At 67.0% G+C, this 17,439-nt stretch carries 17 protein-coding genes; 8 read left to right on the top strand and 9 right to left on the bottom strand.

Annotation, left to right across the window (positions count from 1 at the left end; translation table 11 throughout):
- Window positions 1-4: 4 nt before the first annotated feature.
- Entirely contained in the window at window positions 5-1,543 is a 1,539-nt protein-coding gene (locus tag A5759_RS03825; RefSeq protein ID WP_231984533.1) for an MFS transporter, read from the top strand.
- Here A5759_RS03825 and A5759_RS03820 read toward each other — a convergent pair.
- The 4 genes from A5759_RS03820 to A5759_RS03805 form a co-directional block, all read right to left on the bottom strand.
- The gene (locus A5759_RS03820) at window positions 1,526-2,911 is read right to left on the bottom strand and encodes a wax ester/triacylglycerol synthase family O-acyltransferase (protein ID WP_068194004.1); all 1,386 of its coding nucleotides are present in this window, start codon (window positions 2,909-2,911) and stop codon (window positions 1,526-1,528) included. The genes A5759_RS03825 and A5759_RS03820 overlap by 18 nt on opposite strands.
- A gap of 58 nt (window positions 2,912-2,969) precedes the next feature.
- Window positions 2,970-3,431, bottom strand: a complete 462-nt coding sequence (locus A5759_RS03815; protein WP_068194000.1) for a cyclic nucleotide-binding domain-containing protein — start codon at window positions 3,429-3,431, stop codon at window positions 2,970-2,972.
- 104 nt (window positions 3,432-3,535) lie between these two features.
- Complete coding sequence (locus tag A5759_RS03810; RefSeq protein ID WP_068193998.1) at window positions 3,536-5,071, bottom strand: serine/threonine-protein kinase; 1,536 nt, start codon at window positions 5,069-5,071, stop codon at window positions 3,536-3,538.
- Between the two features lie 149 nt (window positions 5,072-5,220).
- Window positions 5,221-5,760 carry a YceI family protein gene (locus A5759_RS03805; RefSeq protein ID WP_068193995.1) on the bottom strand — a complete coding sequence of 180 codons (540 nt, stop codon included), beginning with the start codon at window positions 5,758-5,760 and terminating at the stop codon, window positions 5,221-5,223.
- Window positions 5,761-5,818: 58 nt separating this feature from the next.
- On the opposite strand from A5759_RS03805, the gene A5759_RS03800 reads away from it, so the two are divergent.
- Genes A5759_RS03800 through A5759_RS03790 form a run of 3 tightly spaced genes read left to right on the top strand, consistent with a single transcriptional unit; the run spans window position 5,819 to window position 9,395 of the window.
- Entirely contained in the window at window positions 5,819-6,334 is a 516-nt protein-coding gene (locus A5759_RS03800) for a 2Fe-2S iron-sulfur cluster-binding protein (RefSeq protein WP_068194253.1), read from the top strand.
- On the top strand, window positions 6,331-7,317 hold the full coding sequence (locus A5759_RS03795; RefSeq protein WP_068193992.1) for a xanthine dehydrogenase family protein subunit M: 987 nt from the start codon (window positions 6,331-6,333) through the stop codon (window positions 7,315-7,317). The genes A5759_RS03800 and A5759_RS03795 overlap by 4 nt, the downstream gene beginning before the upstream one ends.
- Window positions 7,314-9,395, top strand: coding sequence for a xanthine dehydrogenase family protein molybdopterin-binding subunit (locus A5759_RS03790; RefSeq protein ID WP_068193987.1), 2,082 nt, complete (start codon window positions 7,314-7,316; stop codon window positions 9,393-9,395). Before A5759_RS03795 ends, A5759_RS03790 begins: the two co-directional genes overlap by 4 nt.
- Here A5759_RS03790 and A5759_RS03785 read toward each other — a convergent pair.
- Genes A5759_RS03785 through A5759_RS03775 form a run of 3 tightly spaced genes read right to left on the bottom strand, consistent with a single transcriptional unit; the run spans window position 9,392 to window position 12,452 of the window.
- Window positions 9,392-10,336 carry a zinc-binding dehydrogenase gene (locus tag A5759_RS03785; RefSeq protein WP_156616801.1) on the bottom strand — a complete coding sequence of 315 codons (945 nt, stop codon included), beginning with the start codon at window positions 10,334-10,336 and terminating at the stop codon, window positions 9,392-9,394. The two genes, A5759_RS03790 and A5759_RS03785, sit on opposite strands and share 4 nt — an antisense overlap.
- 11 nt (window positions 10,337-10,347) lie before the next feature.
- The gene (locus tag A5759_RS03780; RefSeq protein ID WP_068193981.1) at window positions 10,348-11,871 is read right to left on the bottom strand and encodes an FAD-dependent monooxygenase; all 1,524 of its coding nucleotides are present in this window, start codon (window positions 11,869-11,871) and stop codon (window positions 10,348-10,350) included.
- Window positions 11,868-12,452: a TetR/AcrR family transcriptional regulator gene (locus A5759_RS03775; protein ID WP_197505944.1), complete on the bottom strand. Its 585-nt coding sequence runs from the start codon at window positions 12,450-12,452 to the stop codon at window positions 11,868-11,870. The genes A5759_RS03780 and A5759_RS03775 overlap by 4 nt, the downstream gene beginning before the upstream one ends.
- A 69-nt stretch (window positions 12,453-12,521) precedes the next feature.
- On the opposite strand from A5759_RS03775, the gene A5759_RS03770 reads away from it, so the two are divergent.
- On the top strand, window positions 12,522-13,403 hold the full coding sequence (locus tag A5759_RS03770; RefSeq protein WP_068193977.1) for an alpha/beta fold hydrolase: 882 nt from the start codon (window positions 12,522-12,524) through the stop codon (window positions 13,401-13,403).
- On the opposite strand, the gene A5759_RS03765 is transcribed toward A5759_RS03770, so the two are convergent.
- Window positions 13,378-14,307 carry an NAD(P)/FAD-dependent oxidoreductase gene (locus A5759_RS03765; RefSeq protein WP_068194250.1) on the bottom strand — a complete coding sequence of 310 codons (930 nt, stop codon included), beginning with the start codon at window positions 14,305-14,307 and terminating at the stop codon, window positions 13,378-13,380. The two genes, A5759_RS03770 and A5759_RS03765, sit on opposite strands and share 26 nt — an antisense overlap.
- A gap of 335 nt (window positions 14,308-14,642) precedes the next feature.
- On the opposite strand from A5759_RS03765, the gene A5759_RS03760 reads away from it, so the two are divergent.
- Complete coding sequence (locus A5759_RS03760) at window positions 14,643-15,272, top strand: DUF2510 domain-containing protein (RefSeq protein ID WP_068193974.1); 630 nt, start codon at window positions 14,643-14,645, stop codon at window positions 15,270-15,272.
- On the opposite strand, the gene A5759_RS03755 is transcribed toward A5759_RS03760, so the two are convergent.
- The gene (locus tag A5759_RS03755) at window positions 15,251-15,868 is read right to left on the bottom strand and encodes a rhomboid-like protein (protein ID WP_068193970.1); all 618 of its coding nucleotides are present in this window, start codon (window positions 15,866-15,868) and stop codon (window positions 15,251-15,253) included. The genes A5759_RS03760 and A5759_RS03755 overlap by 22 nt on opposite strands.
- A 65-nt stretch (window positions 15,869-15,933) precedes the next feature.
- Here A5759_RS03755 and ppk2 point away from each other — a divergent pair, with 65 nt between their 5' ends.
- Together ppk2 and A5759_RS03745 are read left to right on the top strand one after the other, a co-directional pair.
- The gene (ppk2, locus tag A5759_RS03750) at window positions 15,934-16,824 is read left to right on the top strand and encodes a polyphosphate kinase 2 (protein WP_064395844.1); all 891 of its coding nucleotides are present in this window, start codon (window positions 15,934-15,936) and stop codon (window positions 16,822-16,824) included.
- 106 nt (window positions 16,825-16,930) lie between these two features.
- The coding region (locus tag A5759_RS03745; RefSeq protein ID WP_156616800.1) for a DUF222 domain-containing protein at window positions 16,931-17,439 on the top strand (509 nt) is incomplete at its 3' end.

Raw genomic sequence — 17,439 nt, 5'->3', positions numbered from 1 at the left:
GCGCGTGCCGGACGCTCCTCGTGTCGACGCCGAGCAGCGTCAGGTGTCGGGGCTCGCCGCTGTCATGACGGTGCTCGCCATGGGCCTCGGCTATGCGATCGCGATCGGCGACCCGACCACCTTCTCGGCCAACCTGCAACTGGTCTCGGCCGGCGTGGGCATCACCGGATCCACCGCGACGTTCGTCGCCAGCCTGGCCACCCTCACCCTGGCCGCCGCCGTCCTCAGCGCTGGTGCGCTGGGCGACCTGTACGGCATGCGGCGGATGTATCTGTTCGGGCTGGCCGGGGCGATCGCGTTCAGCGTGCTCGCCGCCGCGGCGCCCGCACCGGCGGTGTTGATCGTCGCCCGCGCGGGTGCCGGTGTGACGCTGGCGTTCCTGATCGGTCTGTCGCTTGCGATCACCAACGCGGTGTTTCCGCCGGGCCGGCGGGCCGCGGCGATCGCGGCGTACTTCGGTGTCGGCTACGCCGTCGCGACACCGATGCCGGCGATCAGCGGCATGCTTGGCCATGCGATCGGTTGGCGGGCCTGTTTTTTCGTGGCGCCGGTGATCGGTGTTCTCGGCTTGCTCGTCACGTGGCGGTTCGTGCCCGAGACGGTGCGCGCGGACCGTCGGCTCGACGTGCTCGGGATGGCGTTGTTCGCCGTCGCGCTGCTGGGGCTGATCTTCGGTGTTTCGCGCATCGAGACCGGGATCAACACCGTGGGACTGGTCGCGATCGGCGTCGGCCTGCTGGCCGGGTGCGCATTCGTCATGCGAGAGTTGCGGGTTGAGGATCCGGCGCTCGACATGCGGGTGTTCCGGTCGGGCCGGTTCAACGCCGCCGTGACCGCAGGCGTGCTGTTCAACATCGTGCTCGGCGGGTCGATGGTGTTGCTATCGTTCTATCTCGTCACCGTCCGCAAGGAGTCACACGAGCTGTTCGGCCTGCTGCTGATCCCCGCTACCGCGCTGGCCGCCGTCGCCGCCACCTCCGCAGGGCCCACCGCGAACCGGTTCAGCCCGCGCACCGTGATGATCACCGGGCTCCTGGTCATGCTCGGCGGGCTGCTGTCGATGAGGCTCTTCGATCTCGACACGACGCGGACGACGGTGTTCGTCACCACCGCGCTGATCGTCGTCGGCGGCGCGCTCGTCACGACGCCGCAAGCCACGATCATGATGAGCAGTGCGCCAACCGATCTCGGCGGCGCGGTCTCAGCCGTCAAGAGCGCGGTCAACGAAGGCGGATACTCGCTCGGCCCTGCGCTTTTCGCGCTCGTCGGCATCAACCTGTTCCTCACCGACAGCGCGCACGACCTGTCCCGCTCCGGCATCACGCGCGCCGAGACCCGCGAGGCGCTGCTGACCGTGCACGGCGGTCACGGGGCGCAGATGGTCAACCCCGAGCAGGCCCGGCTGGTGGTGGAGCAGGCGCCGCACAACGCCGTCGACGCCATCCACACGCTGAGCGTGATCATGGCCGTCGGCCCGATCGCGGCGATCATCCTGGCGCTGTGGTTGATCAAGCCCGCGAACCGCTCAGCAGGCGGCCAGTAGTTCGTCCAGCGCGGTTTCGAACCGGTCGGCGAGGTCCCACAGATCGTTGACCAGCTTGCGGCACGCGATGATCCCGACGTTCAGCTTGCCGGTCAACGACATCACGGTGATGTTGAGCCCGGAGCCGTGGAAGATCGGGCCGAGCGGGTAGAGCGCCTTCATCTCGGCGCCCATCGCGTACAGCCTGTCCTGCGGCCCAGCCACATTCGAGATGATCACGTTGTGGATCGGCGTGTGCTTCAGCGGCGTGTGGGACAGCACCTCCATCGCCATGCCGAACAGTGCGGGCGGCAGCGCCTGCGTCACGTCGGCCAGCAGGGTGGGAGCGATGTCGGCGCTGTGAGCCTTTGCGCGCGAACTGGATTCGGCGATGGTGCGCAGCCGTTCGCCGGGATCGTCGATATGGGTCTGCAGGTTGTTGAAGAAGCCGGAGAGCTTGTTGCGGCCGGGCCGGTCGGACTTGTCGTGCACCGACGCCGGGACCACCGCGATCAGCGGATCGTCCGGCAGCTCGCCGCGCTTGAGCAGGTACTCGCGCAACGCTCCGGCACACAGCGCCATCACCACGTCGTTGAGTTTGACGTCGAAGGTGTTCTTGACCCGCTTGACGTCGTTGAGGTCGAGCTGCGCCAGCGCGATGGTGCGGTCGGAGGTGATCTCGGCGTTGAACACCGTCGCCGGAGCCGAGAACGGGGCGGCCATGGCGGTGCCGGAGCGGGCGCGGGTGATCGTGCTGAAGACGGTCGACAACGTGGCGGGTACCGCTCTGGTCAGTTGCCACGGACGGGTGAAAGCACGCACCAAACCATCGGCCACGATCTCGAATGGCCTGGCGCCGCCGACGCCCTCGACGGGCTCGGGTGGGGGGCCGTCGGGTTCGAGGTCGCACAGCTTGCTGATCAGGTTGGCCGCCGACACCCCGTCCACTGCCGCGTGATGCACCTTGATCATCAACGCGACGTCGCCAGCGTCGAACGGATCGGTTTCGTGGATGCCCTCGATCACCCACATCTCCCACAACGGCTTGCTGCGGTCCAGGGGTGCCGCGGCGATCCGCGAACAGACATTGATCAGTTCGTTGCGCCCGCCGGGCGCGGGCAGCGCGATGCGGTGCAGGTGGTACTCGAGGTCCAACTCGTCGTCGTCCACCCACACCGGATGATCGAGGTTCAGCTGACTGTTGGCGAGTTTTGCCCGCAGCTCCGGCAGAGCCTCCAAGCGCGTGGCCAGATGCTCGCGGACTCGGTCGAAGTCGTAGCCACCGGGGATCGTCGACGTATCAAGGCAGGCGATTGAACACACATTCAGTGGGACACTGGATGATTCGCTGTAGAGCATCGTCGCGTCGAATGCACTCAGCCGTTCCATTCACAAGGCGTACCCGAGTTGACAGGTGCGTCAAACCATGAGCGAAGTTACTGCCGATTCAGCCCTGCTTGGTGGCCTGCGGGGCGTGGCGGGCAACCGTCGCGTCCATCGCCTCGCGCAGGGCGGGCATCTCATCGACCAACCGGGCGAGGTCGTCGCGGTTGATGTGGAGCACGTCTGCTCGCCCCGTCGTCGTCACGGTCGCGTTGCGCAGTGCACCGCGGCGCAGCACCGATTCGCCGATCACCTCGCCGGGGCCGACGACGGCGATGCGGTCGTGGCCGACGTAGACGCCGACCTCACCGCTGAGCAGGATGTAGCAGGCGTCCGACGGGGTCTGCTCCTGGATCAGCGGCCACGGTCCTGACGTCGACGTGCGATGCGCCGCTTCGACCAGGCGTCTGAGGTCGCTGTCGGAGAACGTCGAGAAGGTCTCGAACTCACGGAGGCGACGGGCGTCCTGTTCGATCTCCTGTTTACGAGCCTGTTCGCTTTCGCGGGCGTACTTGCGGTTGTCCATGAGGTCCCCGATCTGCGGTGTTCCTGGCCGAACGGTAGTCCTCCTGCTGCGATTTGTGCACAGAAACGAGCGCTGAGCGCTCCTAGATGTGCACAAGTCGCCGGTCAGCGGGCCGCCGAGCCGTACTCCAGCGCCGGTTCGGCCGAGTCGACCTTGCCGTTGCTCGAAATCGTCAGCAGGCCGGGCTGCACGTCGTACCGCGCGCCGTCGGCCGGATTGGTGGCGACGAACCCGCCGCCCATCGGCTGCGCATTGAGCTGCACGTTTGCCCCGTCGCGCAGCCGCTCTCCGCGGTACTGATAGGTGCCTTGGCCCGACTCGCAGATCACTGCTAGCGACTGTGCCGTCCGGATCGCCGCGACCGGCGTGCTCCCCGCGTCGCAGCGCGTGGTGTGCCCGATGAAGCCCTGCGAGTCCGTACCCGACACCCCGGCGATCGGAGGTCCGGTGGTCGTCGGCGTCGTCGTGGTGGTCGTCGTCGACGGTGCGGTGGTCGTGGGCGGAGTCGTCGTCTCGGTCGTCGTCGACGGCGGCACGGCCTGCGGCGTCTGCGGCGCGGACCCGCCGTTGTCGCCGAACGCCAGCACCATGGCCAGCACCACCGCGGCGGTGAACAGCACGACCGTCGTCACCACCAGCCCGACCTGCGCCGGACCGAATCGCTTGCGGTTCGTCGGTGGCGGCGGCTGCGGCGCGTACATCGGTTGATAGCGCGTGCTCGCCGGGTTCGGGTCGACGGCCGAGAACCGGCGCGTCGACGGAGCCGGCGGCGGTGGCGGGGCTACCGGCATCGCAACCGGTGGCTGCTCGGCCGCAGCGGCGGCCGCCTTGGCCAACTCACCGGCCGTCGTGTAGCGATCGGTCGGCTTCTTCGCCATGCCGCGCTCGATGACCTCGTCGAACGCCCGGCTGATGCCGCGTCGCATGATGCTCGGGCGCGGCGGCGGCGAGAACAGGTGTGCGCCCATGATCTCGCGCAGGTCGCCGGAGTCGTACGGCGCGCGGCCGGTCAGGCATTCGTAGAGCAGGCAGGTCAGCGAGTAGATGTCGGAGGCCGGGCCGCCGCGTTCGCCGCTGATGCGTTCCGGCGCCATGTACGCGCACGACCCGATGACCAGGCCGGTCTTGGTGACGTTGGCTTCGCCGCCGCCGTGCGCAATGCCGAAGTCGACGATGTAGGCGAAATCGTCGTGGGTCAGCAGCACGTTCTCTGGCTTGATGTCGCGGTGTACCAGCCCATTCGAATGCGCGGCGTCCAGCGCGGCCGCGACCTGGGTGATGATCGACACCGCCCGCGTCGCGGGCAACGGGCCGGCGGTCCGAATCAACTCCTTGAGGCTGGCTCCTTCGACGAGGCGCATGTCGATGTAGAGCACACCGTCGATGTCGCCGAAGTCGTGAACGGGGATGACGTGCGGTTCCTGCAGGCGCGCGGCGACGCGCGACTCACGCCGGAAGCGTTCCTGAAAGTTGGGATCGGCCGCCATATCCGGACGGAGCAGCTTGATGGCCACGGTCCGTTCCTTTGCGGTGTCCCACGCCCGGTACACCTCGCCCATGCCGCCGACGCCGATCAGAGACTTCAGCTCATACGGCCCGAATCGCGTGCCCAGACGGGAACCGCCCTTCGGGGAGCTCACATGCCATCCTTTCTCTTTCCGACACCAGCGCAGCAACCAGTGGTGTTCCCGCAACGCCGTCTTACGTAACCCGCTCCCCGCAGCGGGTGGCCCGGCGACTCCGATATCGCAGCAGCGCAGGCGATTTCCTCAGTGCGCCAGGCTACCGACTATTTCGTCGCGGTGAATGCGACGGTCACGGCGTCGGCGACCTTCATCGAGCCCATCAGCATCGAGTACGGCTTGAGGCCGAAGTCAGAGTGCCGCACGATGGTTTCGCATGACATACGCCACACACCGTCGGCTTCCTGCACGGCCACGTCGACGACCTGGTCGCGTGTCTTGCCGTTGATCTGCAGCGTTCCGGTGAGACGGTATCGGTCGCCGGTCTTCTCGATGTCGCTGGTTTCGAACTCGATGCGCGGAAAGCGCTTCGCATTCAGCACTTTCAGCGCGTTGGACCGCGCGAGTGCCTTCTCCGGTCCGGTCAGCGGCGTCACACCACCCTCCCCGCTGAGCACCTCGAGCGAGTCCACGTGCACCGTCAGCGTCACCTCGGATGGTTCGCCGTCGGACCATCCGACCGTGACATGCCAGGTGTTCACGGCGATGGTCAGGCGGTGACCCATCTTTGCCGCCCGGCCCTCGACGCCGGTGCGGATCCTCAGCTCGCCATCCGACTGGTCCAGGTTCCAGGTTTGCGCGGTCATAGTGTCCATTGTCGCGGTGGCGCCGTTTCGCCAGCGCGGGCACGGGTACCTGCCGACAATGGAGTCAGCCCACTTCACCGATATCACCGTGTCCGTCGACGGCACCGAACACTCCGTGCACGTCGACAACCGCGTCACCCTGCTCGACCTGCTCCGCGAACACCTCGGTGTCACCGCCCCCAAGAAGGGTTGCGACCACGGCCAGTGCGGGTCGTGCACGGTCCTGCTTGACGGCCGCCGTGCCACCACCTGCCTCGCCTTCGCCGTCGCTCACGACGGCGCCGAGATCGTCACCGCCTCAGGCCTCGGTGACGGCGACGCTCTGCATCCCGTCGCCCAGGCGTTCCTCGACCACGACGGCTTCCAGTGCGGGTACTGCACCCCAGGCCAGATCTGCTCGGCCGTCGGCATGCTCGACGAGGTCAAGTCCGGCGCGCCCAGCCACGTCACCGACGATCTCGAAAAGCCACCCGAACTCTCCGATGATGAGATCCGCGAACGCATGAGCGGCAACCTCTGCCGGTGCGCCGCCTATCCGAACATCGTCGCCGCCATCAGCGAGGCCGCGCGATGATCCCGTTCGACTACCACCGCGCCACCAGCGTCGCCGACGCGGTCACCACGGTCGCCGAGCGTCCCGACGCCGTGTTCCTCGCCGGCGGCACCAACCTCGTCGACCACATGAAACTCGGCATCCTCGAACCGTCCCTCGTCGTCGACGTCGGCCACCTGCCGCTCACCGATATCGAGCAGCTGCCCGACGGCGCCCTGCGCGTCGGCGCGGACGTCCGCAACAGCGACCTCGCCGCCCACCCCGTGGTCCGCAGCCGCTACCCCGTCCTCGCGCGGGCGTTGCTGTCGGCGGCCTCCGGCCAGTTGCGCAACCTCGCGACCACCGCCGGAAACCTGTTGCAGCGCACCCGATGCGTGTACTTCCAGGACGTCACCACACCGTGCAACAAGCGCACGCCGGGCGAGGGATGCTCCGCGATCGGCGGCTACGTGCGCTACCACGCGATCCTCGGCGCCTCCGAACACTGTGTGGCCGTGCACCCTTCGGACATGGCCGTCGCGATGGCCGCGCTCGACGCGCAGGTCGTGTTCGTGGACGCCGACGGCGAACACCGCCGATCACTGACGGAATTTCACCGCCTCCCCGGCGACCGCCCCGACCGCGACACCGAGTTGCCGCCCGGCGCGCTGATCACCGCGGTCGAGATCCCTGCGCCGCCAAACGGAGCCCGGTCGACGTACCGCAAAGTGCGCGACCGCGCCTCCTACGCGTTCGCGTTGACGTCGGTGGCCGCAGAACTCGTCGTCGACGACGGCAGCGTCACGAGCGCCCGCATCGCGCTCGGCGGCGTCGCCCACAAACCGTGGCGTGCACGCCGCGCCGAAGAGGTCCTCACAGGTGCGCCGGCCACCGAAGACACGTTCCGACGGGCCGCAGACGCCGAACTCGGGGATGCACAACCGTTGCCGGGCAACGAGTTCAAGGTCGAACTCACCCGCCGCACCATCATCGCCACCCTGACCGAAGTGAGCGAGCAACGATGACCACCCTCGAACCTCGCGCCATCGGTAAGCGTGTCACCCGTCTCGACGGGCCCGCCAAGGTCACCGGGACCGCGGACTATGCCTACGAGTACGCGGTCGAGAACGCCGCCTACCTTCATCCGGTCCAAGCCACCATCGCCAACGGCCGCATTACGACCATGGACACCTCCGCCGCCGAAGCGGTCGACGGAGTTCTGGCCGTGCTCACGGTGTACGACAAGTCTCAGTTGGCTGACACCTCCAACGGTGACCTCACGATCCTTCAGGGCCCCCAGGTGAATTATCGCGGCCAGTTGATCGGCGCCGTGGTGGCCGAGAACGCCGAGACCGCCCGTCATGCAGCGGGTCTGGTGCAGGTCGAGTACAACGCTTCCCCGCACGACATCGAACTCCGCGCCGACGATCCGAAGCTGTATGCGCCCGAGCAGGTCAACGCGGGCTATCCGACCGACACCGCCGAGGGCGACGCCGAAGCCGCGCTGCGCGACGCGTCGGTGGTCGTCGATCAGACATACTCGACACCGCACGAGCACAACAATCCGATGGAGCCGCACGCCTGTATCGCTCTGTGGGACAACGACACGCTGACGCTGTGGGATTCGACGCAGGGCGTCCACGTGGTGCGCAAGGAGATGGCGACGACGTTCGGCCTCGACCCCGAACAGGTGCGCGTCATCGCGAAGAACGTGGGCGGCGGGTTCGGCTCCAAGGGTGCGCCGCACTCGCACAATGTGCTGGCGGTGATGGCGGCGCAACGGGTTCCGGGACGGCCGGTGAAGTTCGCGGTCACCCGGCAGCAGATGTTCGACTTCGTCGGATATCGCCCGCCGACCATTCATCACCTGCGCCTCGGTGCCGAGCGTGACGGGACGTTGACGTCGGTGAGCCACGACGTGATCACCCAGACCGCTACGGTCAAGGAGTTCGCCGAGCAGGCCGCGGTCCCCACGCGCATGATGTACGCGGGTACGAATCGCAAGACGTCACACCGGCTGGCGGCGCTCGACGTGCCCGTCCCGTTTTGGATGCGCGCGCCCGGCGAGTGTCCCGGCATGTTCGCTCTCGAGGTCGCGATGGACGAACTGGGCGTCGCGTGCGGCCTCGACCCGATCGAGCTGCGCATCCGCAACGAACCCGACGTCGACCCTGAGACCGGTAACCCATGGTCGGACCGCCGCCTGGTCGAGTGCCTGCAGACCGGTGCGGAGCGGTTCGGTTGGGCATCGCGTGACCCGGAGCCTGGAACCCGTTGCGAGGGTGAGTGGTTGGTCGGTACGGGTGTGGCGTCCGCGGTGTATCCCGCGATGATCCAGCCGGGCAACAGCGCCCGCGTCGAATGTGTCGCCCCGGGCCGCTACACGGTCGCGATCGGTGCCGTCGACATCGGCACCGGCACGTGGACGGCGTTGAGCCAGATCGCCGCCGATGCGCTGGGCTGCGAGCTCTCGGCGATCGACCTGCAGATCGGCGACACCGATCTGCCCGCCGCATCGGTGGAGGGCGGTTCGTCGGGCATCAGCTCGTGGGGTCGCGCCATCGTCGCTGCGGCACAACAGTTCCGGCACGACCACGGCGACCACCCGGAGGTCGGCGTCACCACCACCGCGGAGGCGCCGGAGAACGAGGAGGCGCCGAACTTCGGAATGTATTCGTTCGGTGCGCATTTCGTAGAGGCGCGGGTCAGCCGGCATACGGGCGAGATCCGAGTGTCGCGGATGCTGGGTGTGTTCTCGATCGGCCGGGCGATCAACCCGGCGACACTGCGCTCGCAGTTGATCGGCGGCATGACGATGGGACTGTCGATGGCGCTGCATGAGGAGAGCGTGCGTGATCCCCGCTTCGGCCACATCGTCACCCGGGATCTGGCGACGTACCACATCAGCTCGCACGCCGACGTCCCCGCGATCGAGGCAATGTGGCTCGACGACGTCGACAAGCACGCCAACCCGATGGGCTCGCGCGGCGCGGGTGAGATCGGCATCGTCGGCTCTGCCGCGGCGGTGGTCAACGCCGTCTATCACGCCACGGGCATCCGGGTGCGGGATCTGCCCGTGATGTGCGACGCGCTGCTGGGCTAAGGCCGTAACACGAGGCTGCCGACGGTTTGTCGGTCGACGAGTGCGCGGTGCGCTTCGACGACGTCATCGAGGCGGTACTCGGTGACTTTCGGGCGGAGTCGGCCGTCGGCGGTGAATGCGAGGAGGTGTTCGAGGGCCTGGCTGAACGCGTTCGGGCGACTGCGCCAACCCATCAGGGAGTAACCGGTCACCGTGAGGTTCTGTGTCATCAAGGCCATCCCCGAGTACGTCGGCGGGGTTCCACTTGCGGCTCCGAACGTGACGATCCGGCCGAACGGCGCGATGCAGTTCAGGGTGTCTTGCGAGGTTTGACCGCCGACGGAGTCGAGCACGAGGTCGACCCCACGCCCGTCGGTCAACTCGAGCACGATCTTGGCCCATCCGGCTTCGGAGTAGTCCACGGCGAAGTCGGCGCCGTACGACCGAATGTGGTCGAGTTTCTGCGGAGTTCCCGCCGTGCCGATGACGACGCCAGCGCCGAGTAGCCGGGCGAGTTGGATCGCGAGGGTCCCGACACCACCCGCGGCGGCGTGCACCAGCACAATATCGCCGGATGTGATTCTCCCGGCATCGCGCAATGTCTGGTAAGCCGTCACGCCGTGAACCCAGAGGATGGCCGCATCACGACCGTCCACCGAATCAGGCAGCGGCACAACCGAATCAGTCTGTGCGATGGCGAACTCGGCGTAACCGTGCTCGACCATGCCCGCCACGCGTGAGCCCACGGCCGGTCCGCCAGAGCAGGAGCGCCGGACCGTGCCGGCGACCTGTTGCCCCAATCCCGCCGGCAGGTCGAAGGTCCCGAACGCCCCCTGCCGCTTCATCACGTCGCCGTAGGTGACGCCGGCGGCATCGACCTCGATCAATACCTCATCCGGTCCAGGCACCGGCACCGCGCTGTCGTCGACGCGCAGCACTTCTGATCCACCGAAGTCGGTCATCCACACTGCTTTCATCGTTGCCCCAGTACGGGTTCGGAGACTGCGCGACGTACGTCCGCGACCAAAGACCTCGGGTTCTTCGCGACGCCGCGATACGCGATGTAGCCGTCCGGGCGGATGAGCACTGACCCACCGTCGGCCAGGCCGTAGGCGTCGGCGACTGCCGGGTCGGCAACCTGCACGACGCTCACCTGAGCGTCCAATGCGGCTGGCGGCGCGGCGCCGCCGAGGAGCAGCAGAGTGTGCCGCTCATTGTCCAGCAGGTCGAAGAGTCGGGTTGCTGAGCCGTCCGGAGCGGTGAACACTACGTCGGGTGCTCGATCGCCGACGTCAGTACGGTCCGGCGGGGCCGAACCGGAACCGTCGTGATAGGACACGTCGATCTGTGAGATCGCGCGCAACAGGGTGCGCTGGACCGGTCGACGCGCCAGGATGTGCGGAGCGATGGTGCGGCGCATCTTCGTGCTCACCGGATTGCGCAGCAGGGTCATTCGGGTGATGCGCCGGGTTCCCTTGACGAGTCGTCGGGCGACCGGCGCCCGCTCGGCGGCGTAAGTGTCCAGCAGCGCTCGGTCCGCCTCACCCCGCACAACTGCCGCGAGTTTCCAGCCGAGGTTGAAGGCGTCCTGGATGCCGGTGTTCATGCCCTGCGCGCCGACCACCGAGTGGATATGGGCGGCGTCGCCGATGAGGAAAGCCCGCCCGGCCGAGTGGGATTCGACTCTGCGTTGGTTGATCCGGAATCTGCCGGCCTGCCTGACTTCGGCGATCTTGGCACCTGGGGGCGCGCAGACATCGACGGCGCGTTGCAATTCGACCTGTGTCACGTCGCCGGTGGGCGCGGGCTCCTCGTATTGTGCGACCGCTATGCGATGCCAGCCGTGCAGCATCGGAAAGTAGGCCACGAACCTGCCCCGGTTGAGGAAGGCGAAGAACTCGTCGCCGGGAAGGTCCCAGTCCATTCGGAGATCGGCGACAGCGAAGTTCTCCTCGAACGATGAGCCCAGGAACCGCAGCCCGAGTTGTCGGCGGACGCTGCTGTGCGCCCCGTCCGCGCCGACGATCCAGCTCGCCCGCACCGTTTCGCTGCTGCCGTCGGGCCGTCGCGCTTCGACGCTCACGTGATCGGCGTGCTGAGTGAGCGCCACCATCTCGACCTGATGCTCGACGTGGGTGCCGAGCGCGGCGAGGTTCGCGGTGAGGACCTCTTGCACTTCGTTCTGCGGGATCATCAGCAGGAATGGGTAGGGCGATGCCAGACCGGCGAAGTCGGCTCGCAGGATCTGACGGTTCTCGCTGAACACGTTGAAGACTCGCGCTTTGAGCCCGCGCGCGAGCAGCTGTTCGATGATCCCCTGTCGATCGAAGAGTTCGAGGCTGCGAGCCTGCACGCCCAGTGCGCGCGTCTCGGTGTTCGGCCCGGCGGCGGCGTCGATGATGCGGGCGCGGATACCGCGGCGGACCAGTTCATTCGCCATCGTCAAACCGGTGGGTCCCGCGCCGACGATCAGCACATCGATGTGGCCCGCGTTCATGAATCCTCCTCTGCGGGAATCTTGGCGGCCAGGAGCCGCTCGAACACCTCGACGAGCTTGCGTCGGTGCGCGGCCTGATCCAGATCGGTCAGCGGAGCGTACGCCTCATGCAGTCCCTGCAGGGCGCCGAGCAGGACGACGGCGGTGAAATGCGGATCACTAACGCTGAATTCGCCCTGCTGCACGCCTTCTTCGATCAGCGCTGTCACGGCGGGCAGCACGTCGGCGGCGACCTGCGCGGTCACGCGGTGGTGCATATCGGTAAACGCCCGCGAGTACAGATCAGCGATCAAACCCGAGGTGGCGGCATCAGTTAGTTCCCGGTAGCTGAAGTGAAAGTCCATAAGGCGCGCAGTCGGGGACCTCGAGTGGTCCGTCAGCGCCGCTATCCACGTGTCTGCGATCTGCTGCGAGGCCGCAAGCACGCAGGCTTCGAACACCTCGTCCTTGGATCGAAAGTGATGGTAGAAGCAGCCTTTCGCGACGCCGAGCTCGCCGATGATCGCGGCGACGGTGGTCTTTTCGTACCCGTTCTCCGTGAACAGCCTGAGCGCGGCGCCGACGATTTCGCTCTTCCGCACTTCGGGTTGCTTTATCTCCCGCACCTGTCCTAGGCTACAGACCGACGGTCGGTCTGTCTAGGAGGTGCCATGCGAAACGTTCTCCAGACCCAGCATCGGGTCGACCTGAGCGCCGGAGTCATCGAATACTCGGACACTGGCGGCGACGGCCCCGTCGTCGTGCTGTTGCACGGGGTCAACATGGATAACTCTCTGTGGGACAACGTCGTTGCGCGGCTGGCGCCCGAGCATCGCTGCATCTCTCCCACCCTGCCGCTGGGCAGCCACCGACGTCCGATGAGACGTGGGGCGCTGGTGACCCATGAGGGCGTCGCGGCGCTGGTCGGCGAGTTCATCGACCAGTTGGATTTGCACGACGTCACGCTGGTACTCAACGACTGGGGAGGTGCACAGTTCCTGGTCGCCGAGGGCGCGGAGCGGATCGCCGCACTGGTCCTGGTTGCCTGCGAGGCTTTCGACAACTTCCCGCCAGGATTACCGGGGAAGGCCATTGCCTCCAGCGTGAAAATTCCTGGCGCCCTGTGGTTGACGATGCAGCTGCAGCGGTTCGGCTGGTTCCGCCGCGCCCCTGGCGGCTGGGGCTGGATGGCCAAGCATCCGGTACCCAAAGACGTGATGGATCAATGGTTCCGTCCCGCATTGGTCGACAGCGGAGTGCGGCGCGACCTGCGCACCTTCGCGGGCTCAACGCCCAGCCGGGTGCGATTGGCCGAGCTGACGGAACAGCTTCGGGCCTTCGACCGGCCCGTACTCGTGGTGTGGGCGCCCGAGGACAAAGTGATGCCCGCTGAGCACGGCCGGCGTCTGGCGTCGCTGTTCCCGCGCGGCCGCCTGGTCGAGATCGGCGACAGTTACACCCTTATACCGCTGGATCAGCCCGCCCGCCTCGCCGACGAGCTGCGAGAGTTCATCGGGGCGGGGGCCCTCAGATCGGGGGGTACGGCAGGCTGAACTCGTCGGCGAGCAGGCTCTGGACGATGATCATCGCCGCCTTCGATCCCGCGGCGATCGCACCCGCCACGTAAGGCTGCTCGCTGCACAGGTCGCCCGCCGCGAACACGCCGCTGGCCTCGGTGCGGTGGATCGGGTCGATGCTGATGGTGTCGGCGGCCAGCGGGCCCGGTGTGCACGCGGCGCCCAGCTGGTCGGCGAGCGCTGAGCGTTGCTTGAGGGGCGCCTCGACGAGCAGGCCGTCGCGCGCGAGCCGGTCACCGTCGGCGAAGGCGATCGCGCTCAGTTGTCCGTCCTCGCTGAGCAATTCGACGACACGACGGTCCTCGATGGTCACGTTGGCGGCCTTCAGCACCCGCTTGTCCTCGGGCGTTAGATCGGTGCGCCCGTCGGTCAGCAGCACGACGTCGTCGCTCCAGCCGCGAAGCATCAGCGCCGAGTGCATCGCCTCCTCGCCGGCGGCCATGGTGGCCAGCCGCTTGTCGCGCATCTCCCAGCCGTGGCAGAACGGACACTGGAAAACCGAGGTGCCCCACAGCTCGGCGAGCCCGGGCAGGTCCGGCGGGTTGTACTGCATGCCGGTCGCCAGCAGGACCCGCTTCGTGAGAATCGGATCGCCATCGTCGGGTTCGAGGATGAAGCCGTTGTCGACCGGGCGGCCGCTGATGATCTGGCCGTGCCGGTACTCGACGCTGGGGTAGGCCGACAGCTCGCGGCGGCCTTGCGCGTACAACTCGGCGGGTGGACGCTGGTCGTAACCGAGAAGACCACCAATCACGCTCGAGACGCGGTTGCTCTGTTCGTCGGCGTCGATGACGACCGTGCGTCGTCTCGCGCGCCCCAACACGAGGGCGGCGCTCAACCCCGCGGCCCCTCCCCCGACGACAGCACATTCCCAATCCATCACCACATCGTTCCCGAGGTGGCCGTCGCGAAACCTCCGCGCCGATGTGCCGAGGTCAGGGGGGTGCTCGAGCGCGGAGTTATCCAGCAAACTCGTTCATAGGGAAACCCCTGATTCCCCGGGTCCCGATTTTTCGTAGCGTTCGTGGTGCGGTCAGTGGTCGTGGGGGTTGTAGCGCCGTCGGGGGACGTTTCACCACCGCGGGGGCCGATCGATGCCCACATGTTGAAGACCGTGGACAACCTGAGGGGAGGCACTGTGTGCCGGACAGAAATACTGGCCTCGCGGCGCTGGGCCGGGCGCATTAAGAACTCTGCTGCGCAGGGGTTTTCGCGATGAGCGCGGGCTGGTTCCCTGATCCCAGCGGCCAGCCGGGGCGGCGCTATCACGACGGCCAGCGGTGGACGCAGCACTTCGTGCCGACACCACCGCCCAGCGTCGCGGCACCGACAGCGGTGGCTGTGGCGGTGTCGTCGGGCGGAGGAACGAACCACGCGCTGCACCTCGTACTGACGTTTCTCTCTTGCGGACTCTGGCTGCCGTTTTGGATTCTGTTCGCGATCATCGGTGGATCGTCTGGATCAGCAATCGCGGTCGGCGGCGGTCCCGGCGGTGTGAACGTCAATACGCGATCCCGGACACCACTGATCGTCGCGGGCGCGGTTCTCGGACTCGTCGTGCTCGGCATCCTTGCCGAGAACCCATGGTTGCTTGTCATCTTGGTCCCCATGGTCGGTGTCGGCGGATTCCTGTTCTGGCGGCACAAGTCTGCCGAGGCTCGAAAAGCCCAAGAGCTACGCGAGCAGTATCGCCGCGACGTTCTGGCGGCTCGCGCCGACTACGAGAGCAGGCTCTATGCCGAGGGCGATCCGGCTGGGATCTACGGGCAGTATCCGCCACCGCCTGTGACGCGGTTCAACGGTGAGCGGCCTACGGTCGGGAGTCAGCGGGGTGTCGACGGATAGGGCTGTTCGTCGCGGTCGGGTGTGAGCGGGACGGTCGCTAGCCCGAGGAGGAACGCGGTCAGGTGGCCGACTTCGGTGAACGTGGGCCGGGCGGCGGCGTTACCGGCCAGCGCGAGCGCGGCGGCGGCCTGGGCACCGGCGCGCCACGGCTTGCGGGTGTAGCCCGACAGGGCGCCGGCCACCCCGAGGACGAAGTAGCTCACGCCGACGTCGCGAGCGTTCTCCGCTCGCTGCGGCGCTCGGCCCTTCCGGATGAGGAACCGCAGGTAGCTCTGGCCGACGTAGGTAGCGACGACGTGCGCGCCGATCCCGACGAGAAGCCAACGCCACCAACCCAACCGGCGCTCCGCGGGGGCGACGACGCCGACGAACACCGGGACGTAGGGCCACCACCTCTGGTCGTCGAGCCAGAACAAGCTGGTGGTGAGGACGCGATGGGGTTCGCTGCGCAGCTGGCGCAGATTCGTGGAATTCCTCCTCTGGATCCGTCGCGACCCCCGATGTCCGGCCGAGCGCTGCACGCGGGTCGTGATGAGCAAGACGAGCAGCCACGCGAAGCTGAACGGGGCGCCGGCGACGGCGCGGAGAAGCCGCACCCGCTGAGATTAGCGCGATTAGCCCGGCAGCCTTGCGGGTAGGTGAGCGTCGTTAGGAGCAGGTGATGACGACTGCAGACTCGGAAATCGACCTCGACGCACTGTCGACTGACGACCATGGATACACCGTCAACGACGAGGACGAAGACGACCCGGTACTGCTCGATCGCGACGGTAAGCCGATCGAGACGTGGCGCGAGCGGTATCCGTACGACGAGCGGATGAGTCGCGACGAATACGAGCGGATAAAGCGGCAGCTGCAGATCGAACTGTTGAAGCTGCAGAAGTGGAGCAAACGCACCGGCGCGCGGCACGTCATCGTGTTCGAGGGCCGGGATGCGGCGGGTAAGGGCGGCTCGATCCAGCGGTTCATGGAGCACCTCAACCCGCGCGGCGCCCGGGTTGTGGCGTTGGAGAAGCCGACGGAAGAAGAGAAGTCGCAGTGGTACTTCCAGCGATACGTCAGGCATCTGCCGACCGCCGGGGAGATGGTGCTGTTCGACCGCTCCTGGTACAACCGCGCCGGTGTGGAGAGGGTGATGGGCTTCTGTACGCCGAAACAGCATGCCGAGTTCATGAGGCAGGCACCGGCGTTCGAGGAGATGCTGGTGAACTCGGGGCTGCACCTCACCAAGTTCTGGTTCTCCGTCTCGCCGGCCGAACAGCGGACGCGGTTCGCGATCCGGCTGGTCGATCCGCTGCGGCAGTGGAAGTTCTCGTCGATGGACATGGAAGCGGTCAACCGGTGGGAGCAGTACACCAGGGCCAAGGAGGAGATGTTCGTCGCGACCGACACCGACTACGCACCGTGGATCGTCGTGAAGAGCAATGACAAGAAGCGCGGACGGATCAACGCGATGCGATACCTGTTGTCGCGCTTCGACTACGACGATAAGGACGACGAGGTGGTCGGCGAGCCGGATCCGTTGATCGTCGGTCGGGCGCTGGAGGACTGAGGGTCAATCGGGCTCGACTGCAGCGGTTTTCGCTGTTCACGGCCATCTCAGCACGGTGAGCGGCGGACGGCGACTTTTTGTCGGTGGTGGGTGTCATGATGCGGTTATGACGTTGACCGGCGCGCCTTGTGGGGCTGAGGAGCTCTCGCCCGATGAGCGCCTGGGGGCGCAGTTCGCTGCGCTCGAGGAGTTGGCTGGTCAACGCAACGCCATCGATGGGCGCATCGTGGACATCGTGGCTGCGATCGAGCGTGAGCGGTCGTGGGGTATCACCGGGGCGCGCTCGGTCAAAGCGCTGGTGGCCTGGAAGCTGGGCCTGTCTGATACCACCGCCAAAACGATCACCGCGATCGCCCAGCGCATCGAGGAGTTCCCCCGCTGCACCGAACAACTACGCCAGGGACAGTTGTCGGCCGATCAGGTCGGGGTGATCGCCCAACACGCCGGCCCAGGCTCTGATGAGCACTACGCGCAGCTGGCGTCGGTGGCCACCGTCAGCCAACTGCGCTTTGCAGCCAAACTCGAACCCCGCCCCGCACCCGAACCGTCGCTGAGCAAAACCGTCGGCGAGCAGTCCACCACCTACCGCATCACCTTGCCCGCGTTGGAGGCCGC

This window comes from Mycobacterium sp. 852014-52144_SCH5372336 (assembly GCF_001665615.1).
Taxonomy (GTDB): Bacteria; Actinomycetota; Actinomycetes; order Mycobacteriales; family Mycobacteriaceae; genus Mycobacterium; species Mycobacterium neumannii_A.
The sequence above is the reverse complement of the archived record's forward strand: the minus strand, read 5'-3'. Positions and strand labels throughout refer to the sequence as shown.

Bases quoted from the DNA above. Each gene is read 5' to 3' on its own strand.
- A5759_RS03820 (WP_068194004.1), bottom strand. From the start codon at position 2,911: ATGGAACGGCTGAGTGCATTCGACGCGACGATGCTCTACAGCGAATCA.
- A5759_RS03815 (WP_068194000.1), bottom strand. From the start codon at position 3,431: ATGGACAACCGCAAGTACGCCCGCGAAAGCGAACAGGCTCGTAAACAG.
- A5759_RS03805 (WP_068193995.1), bottom strand. From the start codon at position 5,760: ATGACCGCGCAAACCTGGAACCTGGACCAGTCGGATGGCGAGCTGAGG.
- A5759_RS03800 (WP_068194253.1), top strand. From the start codon at position 5,819: ATGGAGTCAGCCCACTTCACCGATATCACCGTGTCCGTCGACGGCACC.
- A5759_RS03795 (WP_068193992.1), top strand. From the start codon at position 6,331: ATGATCCCGTTCGACTACCACCGCGCCACCAGCGTCGCCGACGCGGTC.
- A5759_RS03790 (WP_068193987.1), top strand. From the start codon at position 7,314: ATGACCACCCTCGAACCTCGCGCCATCGGTAAGCGTGTCACCCGTCTC.
- A5759_RS03785 (WP_156616801.1), bottom strand. From the start codon at position 10,336: ATGACCGACTTCGGTGGATCAGAAGTGCTGCGCGTCGACGACAGCGCG.
- A5759_RS03780 (WP_068193981.1), bottom strand. From the start codon at position 11,871: ATGAACGCGGGCCACATCGATGTGCTGATCGTCGGCGCGGGACCCACC.
- A5759_RS03770 (WP_068193977.1), top strand. From the start codon at position 12,522: ATGCGAAACGTTCTCCAGACCCAGCATCGGGTCGACCTGAGCGCCGGA.
- A5759_RS03765 (WP_068194250.1), bottom strand. From the start codon at position 14,307: ATGGATTGGGAATGTGCTGTCGTCGGGGGAGGGGCCGCGGGGTTGAGC.
- A5759_RS03760 (WP_068193974.1), top strand. From the start codon at position 14,643: ATGAGCGCGGGCTGGTTCCCTGATCCCAGCGGCCAGCCGGGGCGGCGC.
- ppk2 (WP_064395844.1), top strand. From the start codon at position 15,934: ATGACGACTGCAGACTCGGAAATCGACCTCGACGCACTGTCGACTGAC.